The sequence below is a fragment of the Kitasatospora sp. NPDC057936 genome (genome assembly GCF_042887525.1).
Lineage (GTDB): Bacteria > Actinomycetota > Actinomycetes > Streptomycetales > Streptomycetaceae > Kitasatospora.
This window is the reverse complement of sequence record NZ_JBHVPD010000005.1, coordinates 160,089-173,853: the sequence shown is the minus strand read 5'-3', so window position 1 is coordinate 173,853 and position 13,765 is coordinate 160,089. Positions and strand designations below refer to the sequence as shown.

General features: G+C 73.2%; 11 protein-coding genes. 3 read left to right on the top strand and 8 right to left on the bottom strand.

The window, feature by feature from the left end; genetic code table 11:
* Positions 1 to 29: 29 nt before the first annotated feature.
* The 8 genes from ACFVU9_RS04800 to ACFVU9_RS04765 all read right to left on the bottom strand — a co-directional run bounded on the left by ACFVU9_RS04800 (position 30) and on the right by ACFVU9_RS04765 (position 10,661).
* Positions 30 to 2,441: a glycoside hydrolase family 65 protein gene (locus ACFVU9_RS04800; protein WP_387589928.1), complete on the bottom strand. Its 2,412-nt coding sequence runs from the start codon at positions 2,439 to 2,441 to the stop codon at positions 30 to 32.
* Positions 2,438 to 3,184 carry an HAD family hydrolase gene (locus ACFVU9_RS04795; RefSeq protein ID WP_380494011.1) on the bottom strand — a complete coding sequence of 249 codons (747 nt, stop codon included), beginning with the start codon at positions 3,182 to 3,184 and terminating at the stop codon, positions 2,438 to 2,440. Before ACFVU9_RS04795 ends, ACFVU9_RS04800 begins: the two co-directional genes overlap by 4 nt.
* 228 nt (positions 3,185 to 3,412) lie before the next feature.
* Positions 3,413 to 3,862, bottom strand: coding sequence for an SRPBCC domain-containing protein (locus ACFVU9_RS04790; RefSeq protein ID WP_380436842.1), 450 nt, complete (start codon positions 3,860 to 3,862; stop codon positions 3,413 to 3,415).
* Positions 3,863 to 3,961: 99 nt separating this feature from the next.
* Complete coding sequence (locus tag ACFVU9_RS04785; RefSeq protein WP_380436840.1) at positions 3,962 to 5,683, bottom strand: LCP family protein; 1,722 nt, start codon at positions 5,681 to 5,683, stop codon at positions 3,962 to 3,964.
* Positions 5,684 to 5,929: 246 nt separating this feature from the next.
* The gene (locus ACFVU9_RS04780; protein WP_387589923.1) at positions 5,930 to 6,388 is read right to left on the bottom strand and encodes a nuclear transport factor 2 family protein; all 459 of its coding nucleotides are present in this window, start codon (positions 6,386 to 6,388) and stop codon (positions 5,930 to 5,932) included.
* A 5-nt stretch (positions 6,389 to 6,393) separates the two neighbouring features.
* Entirely contained in the window at positions 6,394 to 7,353 is a 960-nt protein-coding gene (locus ACFVU9_RS04775) for an NAD-dependent epimerase/dehydratase family protein (RefSeq protein ID WP_380436836.1), read from the bottom strand.
* Positions 7,354 to 7,373: 20 nt separating this feature from the next.
* The gene (locus ACFVU9_RS04770; protein WP_380505590.1) at positions 7,374 to 10,160 is read right to left on the bottom strand and encodes an AMP-binding protein; all 2,787 of its coding nucleotides are present in this window, start codon (positions 10,158 to 10,160) and stop codon (positions 7,374 to 7,376) included.
* 318 nt (positions 10,161 to 10,478) lie between these two features.
* A complete protein-coding gene (locus ACFVU9_RS04765; RefSeq protein ID WP_387589918.1) occupies positions 10,479 to 10,661 on the bottom strand; it encodes a hypothetical protein in 183 nt (60 codons plus the stop codon).
* Between the two features lie 191 nt (positions 10,662 to 10,852).
* Between ACFVU9_RS04765 and ACFVU9_RS04760 the strand changes: the two genes are divergently transcribed.
* The 3 genes from ACFVU9_RS04760 (at position 10,853) to ACFVU9_RS04750 (ending at position 13,732) form a co-directional block, all read left to right on the top strand.
* A complete protein-coding gene (locus ACFVU9_RS04760) occupies positions 10,853 to 11,632 on the top strand; it encodes a DNA-binding response regulator (RefSeq protein WP_380436830.1) in 780 nt (259 codons plus the stop codon).
* 132 nt (positions 11,633 to 11,764) lie between these two features.
* Positions 11,765 to 12,556, top strand: a complete 792-nt coding sequence (locus ACFVU9_RS04755) for a LuxR family transcriptional regulator (RefSeq protein WP_387589915.1) — start codon at positions 11,765 to 11,767, stop codon at positions 12,554 to 12,556.
* A gap of 252 nt (positions 12,557 to 12,808) precedes the next feature.
* Positions 12,809 to 13,732: an ACP S-malonyltransferase gene (locus ACFVU9_RS04750; RefSeq protein WP_380436826.1), complete on the top strand. Its 924-nt coding sequence runs from the start codon at positions 12,809 to 12,811 to the stop codon at positions 13,730 to 13,732.
* Positions 13,733 to 13,765: the final 33 nt, after the last annotated feature.

The following is a 13,765-nucleotide window of genomic DNA, read 5'->3' as shown; positions in this document are numbered from 1 at the left end:
CGGGCGGAGGCCCGGAAGTCGGGCCGCCGCTACTCCGCCGCCAGGTGGTCGGGGTTCTGGCCGCCGACCTTGCCCGCCGCGAGACCGGCCTGGGGCTGGCGGCGGGCGGGTTCGCGGCCGGGGGGCTGGGCGCAGCGCTCCTGGGCGGGCGGGGCGGTGGTCGGGAGGGTGACCGGCTCCCCGGCTTTCAGCTGGACCGTCTCGCCGTCGTGCCGGAGGTGGATCACCTCGCCCCGGCGCAGCGTGTAGGTCGTCCCGTCGTGGGTGATCTCGACGCCGAGCAGCATGCCGCGGACCATCAGCGAGAAGCCGAGCTTGGTGAGCCCGGCGGGCAGCCGGGGCCGGAAGGAGAGCGTCTCGCCGTGGTCGCGCAGGCCGCCGAGGCCGGCCACGAGGGCGATGCAGGCCCCGGCGAGGGAGGCCATGTGGAGGCCGTCGCGGGTGTTGCCGCCGAGGTCGTGGAGGTCCATGAGGGCGGCTTCGGCGGTGTAGTCGTACGCGAGGTCGAGCTGGCCGACCTCGGCGGCGATGACCGCCTGGGTGCAGGCGGAGAGGGAGGAGTCGCGGACGGTGAGGCGCTCGTAGTAGGCGAAGTTGCGGGCCTTCTGCTCGTCGGTGAAGGCGTCGCCGCGGACCTGCATGGCGAGCACGAGGTCGGCCTGTTTGACGACCTGCTTCCGGTAGAGGTCGAAGTACGGGTAGTGCAGCAGCAGCGGGTACTTCTCGGGCGGGGTGCGCTCGAAGTCCCAGACCTGGTGGTGGGTGAAGCCGTCGGCCTGGGGGTGGACGCCGAGGCTCTCGTCGTAGGGGACGTACATCGCGGCGGCGGCGTCGCGCCAGGCGGCGGTCTCCTCGGTGTCGACGCCGAGGTCGGCGGCCTCGCGGGGGTGGCGGCCGGCGGCCTCGGCGGCGGCGCGCAGGTTCGTCTGCGCCATGAGGTTGGTGTAGACGTTGTTGTCGGCGACGGCGCTGTACTCGTCGGGGCCGGTGACGCCCTCGATGCGGAACTTGCCGGCGGCGTCGTGGTGGCCGAGCGAGCGCCACATCCGGGCGGTCTCGACGAGGAGTGCGAGCCCGTACTCGCGCTCGAACTCGACGTCGGCGGTGGCCCGGACGTAGCGGGCGACGGCGGCGGCGATGTCGGCGCCGATGTGGAAGGCGGCGGTGCCGGCCGGCCAGTAGCCGGAGCACTCCTCGCCGCGGATCGTCCGCCAGGGGAACACCGCTCCGGCCAGGCCGAGTTGGGCCGCTCGCTCGCGGGCGAGCGGGAGGGTGGTGTGCCGCCAGCGCAGGGCCTGGTTGACGGCGGCGGGCAGGCAGTAGGTGAGGACCGGCAGGACGAAGGTCTCGGTGTCCCAGAAGCTGTGGCCGTCGTAGCCGGGGCCGGTCAGCCCCTTGGCGGGGATGGCGCGCTCCTCGCTGCGGGCGCCGGCCTGGAGGACGTGGAAGACGGCGAACCGGACGGCCTGCTGGAGTTCGACGTCGCCCTCGATCTCGATGTCGCTGGTCTTCCAGAACTCCCGCAGGTAGTCGGCCTGTTCGGCGACGAGGCCGTCCCAGCCGGTGTACCGGGCGGCGGTCAGCGCGGCCTCGACCTGGTCGCGGACGGCGGGCAGCGAGCGGGTCGCGGACCAGCCGTAGGACATGAACTTGACCAGCCGCAGGCGCTGTCCGGGGGCGAGGACGGTGGTGACGCTGATCCGGCACTGGTCGGCGCCGGCCTCGGCCACGGTGTCGAGCCGCTCCGGGCCCTCGATGACGTGGTCCATGCCGGCCGCGACCCGGATGCCGCTGTAACGGGTGCGGTGCACCAGGACGGCCTTCGTCCCGTCGGCGTGGTGGGCCTCGGGCTGGAGGGGCGCCTCCAGGACGGCGGCGGCGCGCGGGTCGCCCTCGGGGCCGCCGGGGAGCTGCTCGTTGGCGACGAGCTCGGACTGGAGCACGATCCGCACCGGGCCGTCGACCGCCTCGACGGAGTACTCGACGGCGGCGATGGCGCGCTGGGTGAGCGAGACGAGCCTGGTCGAGCGGACCCGGATCGTGCGGCCGGCCGGGGAGGTCCACTCGGCCTCGCGGTGCAGCAGGCCGTCGCGGAAGTCCAGCCAGCGCCGGTGGCCGAGGAGTTCGCCGTAGCGCAGGTCGAAGGGCTCGTCGTCGACGAGCAGCCGGATGATCTTGCCGTTGGTCACGTTGATGACGCTCTGGCTGGACTCCGGGTAGCCGTAGCCGCCCTCGCCGTAGGGCAGCGGGCGCAGTTCGAAGACGCCGTTGAGGTAGGTGCCGGGCAGGCCGTGCGGCTCGCCCTCGTCGAGGTTGGCGCGCAGGCCGATGTGGCCGTTGGAGAGCGCGAACACGGACTCGGCACGGGCCAGCGCGGCCGGGTCGAGGCCGTGTTCGGAAACCTGCCACGGGTCGACGACGAAGGTGTCGGACGCGGTCATGCCTGCTCCCCCAGCAGTTCGGAGAGGTCGTCGACGACCACGGTGGCGCCGTCCCGGCGCAGTTCGGCGGCCTGGCCGGTGCGGTTGACGCCGACCACCGCGCCGAAGCCGCCGGCCCGGCCGGAGGCGACACCGGCGAGGGCGTCCTCGAAGACGGCGGCGTGCGCGGGTTCGACGCCGAGGACCTTGGCCGCGTGCAGGTAGGTGTCGGGGGCCGGCTTTCCGGGCAGGCCCTCGCGCTTGGCGACGATCCCGTCCACGACCACGTCGAACAGGTCCTCGATGCCCGCGGCCCTGAGCACGTCCCGGCAGTTCGCGCTGGAGGAGACCACGGCGCTGGGCAGCCCGAGCGCGCGCAGCCGTCGCACGTAGGCCACCGAGCCGTCGTACGGCTGGACGCCCTGCTCGCGGATCATGCGCAGGACGGTGTCGTTCTTGGCGAGGCTGATGCCGTGCACGGTGGGGGCGTTCGGCGGGTCGTCGTCGGTGCCCTCGGGCAGGTCGAAGCCCCGGCTCCGCAGGAAGGCGCGGGTGCCGTCGAGGCGTGGGCGACCGTCGACGTAGGTGTCGTAGTCGGTGACGGCGTCGAAGGGGACGAACTGCCCGCCGGTGCGGGCTGCTTCGGCGCGCAGGAAGGTGTCGAAGGTGTCCTTCCAGGCCGCGGCGTGCACCACGGCGGTCTGGGTGAGCACCCCGTCGAGGTCGAAGAGGAAGGCGCGGATGTCGTCCGGTAGGCCCAGCATGGGTGCAGTCTTACCCGGGATGGCCCGTGATGCCGGGGAAGCCGCCGATTTCCCGGCGGCGCGTCGCGGGACGGGTGGCGGCATCGGGGCCTCCCGTGGGCTTGGGGGGCGGGGCGGGGCGGGGGCGGGTTCGGGGTACAGGACAACGATCGGCCCGCGGCGGCGATCCCGCCACCGGGCGGGGGCTCGGGCGGGGCTCGGCGGGCTCAGGTGGGGCTCGGGCGGGGCTCAGGCGGGGTCGTGGCGCCGGGCGGTGACGAAGTAGGGCTGGACCTTGCCGCTCTGCGCGTAGTCCTTGAGCCGGACGACCAGTTCCGCCCAGGTGCCGGCCACCATCGGGACGCCGTCCTCGCTGCCGGGCTGCCAGCCGCCGTGGCGGAACAGCAGCCGGGTGCGGTCGGGGGCGTCGGGCTGTTCGGCGAGGTCCCAGGTGATCCAGGTGCCGGCCCAGTGCGGCGGGAAGGCGCCGGTGTTCGCCCACACGACGCGGTCGAGGTCGGCGCGCTCGCGGCGCAGCCGGAAGGGCTCGGGGACGTCGGGGAAGTCGAAGAGCAGGATGTCGTCGTCGCGGTCGACGGCGGTGGTCCACCAGCTGGTGAGGCCGTCGTGGGTGTTGAGGGCGGCGAGGACGACGTCCCGGGGGGCGGCGATGTCGATCTGCAGGGCGATCTCGGGCATGGGATCCGCCTTTCGTGGCCCGCGGTCCCCCTCAGCCACCATGGCACGACCCCGGGACGGACGCGCCCCGGAGTCGTGCGATGCGGTGTACGGGTGCGGTCAGCCGCCGCTGCCGTAGGTGGTGTTCGCGCAGATGTCGTCGTCCGCGGAGCGGGCGTCGTTGGTGACGGTGGTGGGCAGCGGGGCCGGGGTGCCGGGGGTGCCGGCCGCGGGCGTGCCGCCGGGGGCGGCGGCGCCGTTGGCGGCGGCGAAGTCCTGGCCGACGATCACCGAGATGCCCCGCGAGCTGCTGGGCTCCAGGCTGGCGCCGGGGAACAGCGCGGCGACCTTCTCGGCGTTCGCCTTCTGGCTGGCGCTGTACTCGATCGTGGTGGTCTTGTACTTCGTGCTGGCCGCCTGGCCCGCCGTGGTGGCGGAGAACTTGGCGGCCTTGAGCTGCTCGGTCGCCTTGCCGGCCAGGCCGTTGGCGATCGTGCCGTTGTAGACGGCCACCTTCACGGACTCGTTGGAGGCGTCGCCGGCCGGGGCGGTCGAGGTCGGTGCGGCGGGCTGCGGCGAGCTCGGGGCGGCGGGGGCGCCGTCCTGCTGGCCGGTGGCGTTCTGGCCGTCGATGGTGTGGTCGGCCTTGAGGGTGTCCCAGAGCTTCTGGACGTCCGGCTGGACCAGGTCGATGTTGGCGTCCTGGGTGCGGTAGCGCCAGGGGGCCGTCACGAACTTGAGGTTGTGCATGTCGATGTTCTTCAGCGACAGGCCGAAGGACAGCAGCTTGTCGGCGGAGCTCAGCCCGGGGTCGACGGTCAGCGACTTGGTGGCGGCGTCGGCCAGCGGCAGCAGGTTGGTGGGGCTCAGCCCCTCCGACTTGATCTTGTTGGCGAGCGAGCTCATGAAGGCCTGCTGGCGCTTCATCCGGCCGATGTCGGAGCCGTCGCCGATGCCGTGCCGCAGCCGGACGTAGTCGAGCGCCTTCTGCCCGTCGACGGTCTGCTTGCCCTGCGGGAGGACGAGCTCGCCCTTCTTGTGCAGGTTGGGGTTGATGTCGCCCTCGTAGATGGCCTTGGGCAGGCACACGTCGACGCCGCCGACGGCCTTGGTCATCGAGGAGAAGCCGTTGAAGTCGACGACCATGGTGTGGTCGACCCGGATGCCGGTGAGCTTCTCGATCGTGTTCTGGGTGCAGGCGGGGTTGCCGGCGTCGCTGCCGCCGACCGAGAACGCCGCGTTGAACAGGTCGTTCCCGGCCTTGGTCCACTTGCCGTTGGGCAGCTTGCAGGACGGGATCTGGACGATCGCGTTGCGCGGGATCGAGATGCCGACGGCGTGCTTGTGGTCGGCGTAGACGTGCAGCAGGATCGTCGTGTCCGAGCGGGCGCCGCCGTCCTCGCCGCCGCCGAGGTCGGAGTTGGAGCCGCCGCGGCTGTCGGAGCCGATGAGCAGCACGTTGACCGGCTTGTTGCCGTCCGCGTCGGCCTGGGCCTCCGGCGGGCGGTCGGTGGCTATCGCGTCCGCGTCGAAGGACTTGATGTTGGCGTTCAGCTTGAAGTAGATCGCGCCGCCGGTGCCGGCGAGCAGCACCAGGACGCCCGCCGCCGACCAGGCGACGATCTTCTTCACGTTCTTCTTCGGCTTCCGGCTGTTGCGGGCCGCCGCGCGGCCGCCGCCGCCCGCGGACGGGGCGCCCTTGCCGCCCTTGCCCTGTGCGGCCCGGCGGGCCTCGGCCCGTCCGCCGGCGCGCGGCTGCGGGACGGCGCTGTCGCCGTCCGTGGTGGCCGCGTCGGGCGCGTCCTCGCCACGAGCCGGGCTCTCGCCCCGTTTGCCTGCCATCCGCGTACCTTTCACCGCCGGAAGCGCTGCCCGTGATGATCGGGCACACCGTACTCTGGGAGACGGTCGGGACCGCACCCGGGTTGCACAATACGAAGGCCATATAAGAACTACGGCCATCACCGGAGAATACAAGCCGGTCGATCGCGCACCGTGTGACCAAGGTCTCCGGGACAGGCGGCGCAGCGCGGGCGGGAGCCCGGCCCGCCGTGCGCGAACCGGGATCCCGGGAGGTGGGGCGGTGTCTCAGCTCTCGATCACGCGGCGGAACAGCACGGTGTCGAAGACGTCCTCCATGCGCACCGCGCGGCCCCCGCGCAGGGTCCAGGAGTGGATGAACGGCAGCGTCACGGTCGTGCCGCGCTTCGACGTGACCTCGCGCACACCGAAGACCACGACGCGGTCCCCGGCGGCCACGAACTCCTGTGGTCGCAGGCGCATTCCGCCGAGCACGGAGGGCACCTTCGCGAGGAACTCGCGCACGCCCGCGTGGCCGTGCTTGGTGCCGCCGAGGCCGTACTCGGCCATGCCGTCGGGGTGCACCCACTCGACGCGCGGGTCGAGGGTGTCCAGCAGCGCGGCGACGTCGCGGTCGTGGAAGGCCCGGTAGGCGCGCTCGATCAGGGCGCGGCTGCCGGTGGCGGCGGCATCGGCGGTGAGAGCGATGTCGGTCGGAACGGTGTCGGTGAGAACGGTGTCGGTCATGTCGGTCAGCGTCCCTTCGTCATGCTCTCGCCGCCCACGCGGCGGCCGTCCAGGTACTGCGGGTACATCACGCGCAGGGTGCGTTCGATGCCGTCGCGCCAGTCGACGGTGCACGGGCCGGTCAGCTTCCGGCGCAGCGTGGGATCGAACCGGTACGTCTCGCGGGTCACCTCGCTCGGGACGAGGTCCGCCGTCACACCGGTGAGCCGCTCGATGTGGCGGATGCAGTCGGTGACGCCGACGGACTGGTCGCCGCCCCAGTTGACGACGGTGGCCGGGGTGGCGGCGGCCGCCCAGAGGCGGGGCACCTGCGCCACCAGGTCGTCGGTGTGCAGGAGGGAGCACCAGTTCTGGCCCTCCAGCGGCACCTGGATCGGCTGTCCGGCCAGCATCGCCTTGAAGTACAGCATCGGCACGCCGCCGTAACTGCCGGGCCCGTAGGCGATGTTGAGCCGGGCGATGGTGGTGGGCAGGTCGAGCACCCGGGCGAAGGCGCGCACCGCGCCCTCGGTGGCGAGCTTGCCCATCGGGTAGGCGGGCAGCCAGTCGGCGGAGCCGTCCACCGGGTCGTCCTCGGTGTAGGCGTGGTCGAGGGTCCGGCGCTTGTAGAGCGCGCCGGTGGAGACGAACAGGAACGCCTCGGCGGTGCGGCAGTGCTCCATCAGGCGGCCGGTGGCGACGGCGTTGATCTCGGCGGTGGCGTTGAAGTCGCCGTCCTCGCCGCGGTGGACGGCGGAGTGCAGGACGTGGGTGAAGTCCCGCGGCAGTCCGGCGAGCGCCCGCTCGGAGCCGTCGGCCATGTCCCAGTGCCGGGTGCGGATGCCCCGGTCGGCCAGTGCCCGTTCGACGCCCGGCGTGCCGAACCGGCCGATGCACCAGACCTCGGCGTGTTCGGCGAGCGCCTCGGCGACCGGCCGGGCGACCTGCCCGGTGCCGCCGGTGATCAGGATCTTCTTCCCCCGCATGGTGCTGCTGTGCTCCTTCGTCATCGGTGCGCGGCCCGCCGGCGGGCCAGTTCGTCGGCCCCGGCGAGCGCGTGGTCCAGTTCGCGGCGCAGGACCGCCTGGAAGGCGGCCACGTGGCGCGGGCCCATCAGGGTGTAGTGCTCGCCCGGCACCTCCACGTACCGGTTCTCCTCGCGGGCGTGCTCGTCCCAGCGCCGCAGCTCGTTGTCGAGCCACTCCTGGCGGGTACCGCGCAGCGGGAGCGCGTGGAACACCGTCATCGAGCGGACGGCGCCGCTCGGCCGGTACTCCCGGCCCAGGCCGGTGAGGGTGTCGGCGATCTCCGCCCAGGCCGCGAACCGGTCGGCGTCCAGGTCGAGTTCGGCCAGCCGGTGCGGCGGGGCGAGGGCGACCAGCCGGGCGGCCTGCTCCTCGCGCGGCAGGTGCCGCAGCGCGTCGGGGAGGTCGACGGACTGCTTCTTGTCGATCAGTTCCAGGAAGAGCGCCAGGTGGGCGGCCGTCTCGGCGTACCCCAGCTCCTCCATGCGGTACTTGATGTGCGGCGGCAGGTTGAAGCTGCCGACGAAGTCGACCCGCTCGCCCCGCGCCTCCAGGACCTTGGCGATCTCGAAGGCGACGGCGGCGCCGTAGGAGTACCCGGCCACCGCGTACGGGCCCTCGGGCTGCTCGGCGCGGATCGCGTCCACGTAGGCGTCGACCATCTCCTCGAAGGAGACGAAGGGCTTCTCGCCGTCGTTGAAGCCGCGGGCGCGCAGCGCGTGGAACGGGCGGTCGCCGACGAAGTACCGGGCGAGGTTGACGAAGACCAGCACCTCGCCGACGCCGGGGTGGACGCAGAACAGCGGGGTCTTGTCGCCGCCGGTCTGCATCGGCACCAGCGGGTCGTACGGCCGGGCGGCGCCCGGGGCGGCGGCGGGCTCGGCGAGGCGGGCGGCCAGGGCGCGGACGGTCGGCGCGGTGAGCACCGTGATGACCTCCAGGCCGGTGACGCCGAGCCGCTCGGCCACCCTGGCGCGCAGCCGCAGGATGTCGAGCGAGGTGCCGCCGAGGTCGAAGAAGCCCGCGGTGGCGCTGATCGCGGCCGGGTCGCAGTCGAACAGCTCGGCGTAGATCGCGGCGAGGGCGAGCTCGACCGGGCCCTCGGGCGCGGTGTACCCGCCGAGCATGCGCGTCGTCAGGTCAAAGACGGCGGACTGCTGCCCGGCGTACGCCCCCTCCTCCAGGCGGCGGCGCATCAGGGCGCGCTGGATCTTGCCGAGGCTGGTCTTGGGGAACGCCTCGGCGGGCAGGGGCAGGACCAGGGCCGGCCGGAAGCCCCAGTGCGTGACGACGGTCGCGCGGACGGCGGTGAGCACCCGGTGCAGGGCGGTCTCGTCGCCCTCCGGCAGGTCGGGGTGGAAGGCGATCACCAGCTGCTCGGTGTCGCTGCCCGCCGGGCGGGTCGGGAAGGCGGCGACGTAGGAGCGGGCGACGCCGTCGAGCTGTTCGAGGGCGGCCTCGACGTCGTGGCTGAAGTACGTGACGCCGTTGACGATGACGCTGTCCTTGCTGCGTCCGACGAGGGTGAGCCGGCCGCCGTCGATCCGGCCGAGGTCGCCGCTGCGGAACCAGCCGTCGGCGGTGAAGGCCCCGGCGGTGGCCGCCGGGTCGCGGAAGTAGCCGCCGGTGATCATCGGGCCGGTCAGCTGGAGCTCGCCGACCGCGCCCTCGGGCAGCGGGCGGTCGTCCGGGCCGGCGATGCGGACGGACAGGCCGGGGACGGGGGTGCCCAGGTTGGCGAACTCGGCGCCGCGGTCGGTGGCCGGGAAGCCGTGGCGGGAGTAGACGCTGCCGGCACAGGTCTCGGTCATGCCGAAGGCGGGCCACAGGGCGTCCCCGGCCAGGCCGTACGGCGCGAGCCTCTCCAGAAACGTTTCTCCGGTGCTGACCAGGACGGCCTCGCCGCCGCTGATGATCTGCCGGACCCGGCTCAGGTCGAGCCGCTCGTCCCCGGCGTCCAGCCGGTCGGCGGCGGCGGAGACCAGGCCGAGGAGGAAGTTCGGCGCGAAGGTCATCGTCACGCCGTGCCGGGACAGCAGCCGCGGGAACTCCAGCGGGTCGGCGAGCACCGCGGCGGGGGCGACGTGCAGCTGGCGGGCGCCGACGGACAGCGGCAGCAGGTGGCACTCCAGCAGCGCGGCGACGTGGTCGAAGGAGACCCAGTTCAGCGTGACGTCGGCGGCGTCCAGCCGGTGCGCGGCGTTCTTGGCCGCCATCGAGGCCAGCAGGTTGGCGTGGCTGAGCATGACGGCCTTGGAGTTGCTGGTGGACCCGGAGGTCAGCATCAGCACGGCGGTGTCCCCGGGGGCGGCACGGTGCAGCTCCGCGGCGGGCTCGCCGGACAACTCCTCCAGGACGGCGAGCGGGCGGTCCCGGTCGGGCGGGAGGGCGGCGGCCAGGCCGGCGGTGGTGACCGTCAGCGGACCGTCCAGCAGGGCGTCGACGTGGCCGAGCCGGGCGGCCCACCGCTCCGGGTCGGCGGCGGCCGGCGCGGCCAGCGGGCACGGGACGAAGCCGCCGAGCACGGCGCCCCAGAACGCGGGCAGGAAGTCCTCGGCGCGCTCCAGGATCAGCACCACCCGGTCGCCGGGGCGCAGACCGCGGGCCCGCAGGCCGGTCAGGACGCGCCGGGCGGCGTCGAGCAGGGCCGGGTAGCTCTGATCGGTCGGACCGGCGCCGGCGGCGCCGGGGCCGTGGCCGAGGCCCGTCGCCGGATGCCGCTCGGCGACGTCCAGCAGCAGGTCGGTGAGGTTGGTGGGACGTGTCACGGGCCGTCTGTCTCCTGGCTTCGGGGCGCGCCGGGGCAGCCCGCCTGGCACGCCGAACAGGGGTGAGGACCACAGGGGTGCGGATGTCCGCAGCGTGGCGCGACCGGACGGTTCAGCGCGGGGACGCAGGCGACGGCACCGCCCGCCACCGCGCCGTCGCGCCGGTGGCCGGCCGGGCCGGCAAAGTTATGGGCCGAAAAGTCCCCGTCTGACGTATGGTCACGCCGCTTACCGTAAGGTCGGACCAGTCCAGGCCGGCCGGGCGAGTTCAGGGTTGGCCGGAAGGGGACAGGGCCGCGACCGGCGGTGAGGGGCGGGCTACTTCTCGTGAGGAAAACGGAATGCCGACCGCTCCTTTCCGGTGCCCGAGTGCAGGTTGATGCCAGGGCGGCTGGAGATTCGCCAGGTCGGTGGTGGGAAAATCCCGGCCTGATATATGCCCGTCGCGATGTCGTTCGCGATGTCGTTCGCGATGCCGTTCGCGATGTCCTTCGAGCCCACCCCGCGACGCACCCGCCGAGTGCGGGCTCAAAGGCCCTTGACCTGCGGTTTTGAGCAAAGGTTGACTGGCTTCGAACAGCCGAACTACTGTCAGTCGCAGGTGGTCTGATCAGGTGTCATCTGACATGTTCTTGATTAAACAGTTGAACGTCGAATGAACGGAAAGACCACCACCGTAAGGGGGGACGCAAGTGACCAGTGCAGCCGGTTCGCCGAACGGCCCTGGCCAGGAGGAATCGACGCCGGGCGATCACGCCGCGCACGTCGAAAAGACCCTGCTCCAGGCGCGGGCACTGATCGAATCCACCGTCTCGCTCTACCGGCAGCGCCCCGACCAGGGCCCCCCCGCCCCGCACACCGATGTCACCGCCCTCGGCGAGGCCGTCGAACAGCTCGTGCACGGCGCCCGGCACTCGGTCTGCGTCGCCGTCACCGGCACCGGGCCCTTCGAGCAGATCGCCCGCGACGCCCTGACCACCATGCGCCCCGGCACCGTCGTCCGGGTCCTCTGCGCCCCCGGCGTCGCCGACTGCGCCCTGGCCAAGCTCGCCCACGCGCCCGGCGCCCGCTTCGAGATCCGCGTCTCCGAGGCCGACCTGCGCGACATCGTCATCTCCGACGGCGCCGCCGCCCTCGTCCGCGCCTCCGCCGGCAACGCCAAGGGCCAGGCCACGCTGGTCAACGACCGGGCCGCGGTCCGCGCCCTGGAGCTGCTCTTCGCCGGCGCCTGGTCGCTCGGCCGCAAGCTCGACGACCACCTCGCGCTCAGCCCCCGCCTGCTCGGCGACCTCACCCGCAGCATCCTGGAGCGGCTGCGCAGCGGCTACACCGACGAGGCGGCCGCCCGCGACCTCAGCATGTCCCTGCGCACCTACCGGCGCCACGTCGCCGAGATCATGCGCGAACTCGGTGCCAGCTCCCGCTTCCAGGCCGGCGTGCGCGCGGTCGAGCTGGGCCTGCTCCACGAGTGACAGCCTGTCTTCGGCGCCCCTGCGGGCCCTGCGGGACAGGGCCGGGCGCCGTCCCCGACCACACGGGGAGGACCGCGGCCCACCAGCCGCGGCGCAGTGAGTAACACCAACGGGGAAACTGGTGAGTACGACGTGCCCATCGAGGCAGAGGACGAACTGGAAAGAGCACTCCTGGAAGTGCGGTCGCTGATCGAGTCGACGGTGGCCATCCACCGCGACCGCAGCCACCGGGCCCAGCAGATCGCCACGGTGGAGGGCGGCTACCGGGCGGTGCTCGACACCGCCGCCGCCCTCATCCGCAGCGCCGTGCGCAGCATCGACATCGTGCACGCGCGAATGCCCGGCGCCGAGGAACAGGAGCCCGGGCTCAGCGAGTTCGCCGAGCGAAGACTGATCTACGGCGCCGCCGAGACCATCTCCGTGCGGCTGCTGACGAACCCTTCGATGATCGACGAGGACTTCGTCCGCGAGCAGCTCGCCAAGGAGCGGCCGGTGGCGATCCGGGTGGCCCGGGTGCCCCCGCTCCAGGCGCTGCTGGTGGACGGCACGACCGCGCTGGTCGTCGCCGAGTCGGCCACCGGCGTCCGGGCCTCCGTCATCCGCGAGCCCAAGGTGGTCTTCACGCTGGGCTCGCTGTACGAGAGCGTGTGGCGCAACGCCGTCCCGGCCGGCGAGCGGATCGTCTTCGGCGACCGGGACCGGGCCGCGCTCGCCCAGCAGATCCTCGGCGCGCTGCGGGCCGGCGTCACCGACGAGGTCGCCGCCCGCGAACTCACCGTCTCGGTGCGCACCTACCGCCGGCACGTCGCCGAGATCATGGCGATGCTCGGCGCGCAGTCCCGCTTCCAGGCCGGCGTGCGCGCCGCCGAACTCGGCCTGCTGCGGCCCGCCCGGCCGGGGCCCGGCGGCGGCCCGGGCGCCTGAGGCCGCAACGTTCCACCGGGCGCCGGGCGAGTGGCAGCTTCCTGAAGGGTCTGTTGCCGCTCCCCCGGCGCCCTCGGTTGTATGGGCCGCGGAAAGGGGTCCGGGTACCGCACGCACCCGGAAATCCCCTTCCCGATGGCCTGCCGTACTCCCCCGAAACTGCCGGCCGTCGGCACGGGGACCCGCCCTCCGGAAAACCTCCGGCGGCGGGCCCCCGTACCCACCGGTGAATTCGGCGCGGAAGGCGGGTCAATGGACCAGAACCCGATCGGTCTGGTGTTCCCCGGCCAGGGGACGCAGAAAGCGGGAATGGGCGAGCCCTGGCGGGAAACCCCGTCCTGGGAAATCGTCACGGCAATCTCCGGGGTCACCGGGGAGGATCTCGCGGAACTGCTCCTGGACACTCCGGACGAACACCTGCGGCGCACCGACCTGGCGCAGCTCACCGTGTTCACGGTGGCCATGGTCGCGTACGCCGAGGCGGTGCGCCGCGGCGCGCTCGACGGGCCGGTGGCCGCCGTGGCCGGCCACAGCCTGGGCGAGTACGCCGCGCTCACCGCCGCCGGGGCGCTCACCCTGCCCGACGCCGCCGCGCTGGTGGCGGCCCGCGGCCGGGCCATGCGGGACGCCGCCGACGAGCGCCCCGGCACCATGGGCGTCCTGGTCGCCGCCCCGCTGGAGCAGGTCGCCGAACTCACCGACCGGATCCGGGCGCGGGGCGCCGAGGTGTGGGTCGCCAACGTCAACGCGCCCGGCCAGACCGTGGTCTCCGGCTCCGCCGAGGGCATCGAGCTGATCGGCGCCGAGGCGCCCTCGATCGGCGCCAAGATGATCCGGCTGTCCGTCGGCGGCGCCTTCCACAGCCCGTACATGGCGCCCGCCGCCGAACGGCTGCGGACCGCACTGAAGAACACCGCCTTCGCCCCGGCCCACCTGCCGGTCGTCGCCAACGCGGACGCCCGCGCGTACGCCGGCGACTGCGACTGGCCCGCCCTGGCCACCCGCCAGCTCACCTCGCCGGTGCTCTGGGAGCCCTCCGTGCGCACCCTCACCGGCGAGCTCGGCTGCCGCCGGCTGGTCGAGATCGGCCCCGGCAAGACCCTGGCCGGCCTGATCCGCCGGATCGCGCCGGAGACCGGGGTGGTGTCGCTGAACAGCCCGGCCGCGCTGGGCTGACCGGGGCCGGGAGGGGTCCGAGGACCGGCCCCA

Coding starts and splice junctions, on each gene's coding strand:
- ACFVU9_RS04800 (WP_387589928.1), bottom strand. CDS start 2,441: ATGACCGCGTCCGACACCTTCGTCGTCGACCCGTGGCAGGTTTCCGAA.
- ACFVU9_RS04795 (WP_380494011.1), bottom strand. CDS start 3,184: ATGCTGGGCCTACCGGACGACATCCGCGCCTTCCTCTTCGACCTCGAC.
- ACFVU9_RS04790 (WP_380436842.1), bottom strand. CDS start 3,862: ATGCCCGAGATCGCCCTGCAGATCGACATCGCCGCCCCCCGGGACGTC.
- ACFVU9_RS04785 (WP_380436840.1), bottom strand. CDS start 5,683: ATGGCAGGCAAACGGGGCGAGAGCCCGGCTCGTGGCGAGGACGCGCCC.
- ACFVU9_RS04780 (WP_387589923.1), bottom strand. CDS start 6,388: ATGACCGACACCGTTCTCACCGACACCGTTCCGACCGACATCGCTCTC.
- ACFVU9_RS04775 (WP_380436836.1), bottom strand. CDS start 7,353: ATGCGGGGGAAGAAGATCCTGATCACCGGCGGCACCGGGCAGGTCGCC.
- ACFVU9_RS04750 (WP_380436826.1), top strand. CDS start 12,809: ATGGACCAGAACCCGATCGGTCTGGTGTTCCCCGGCCAGGGGACGCAG.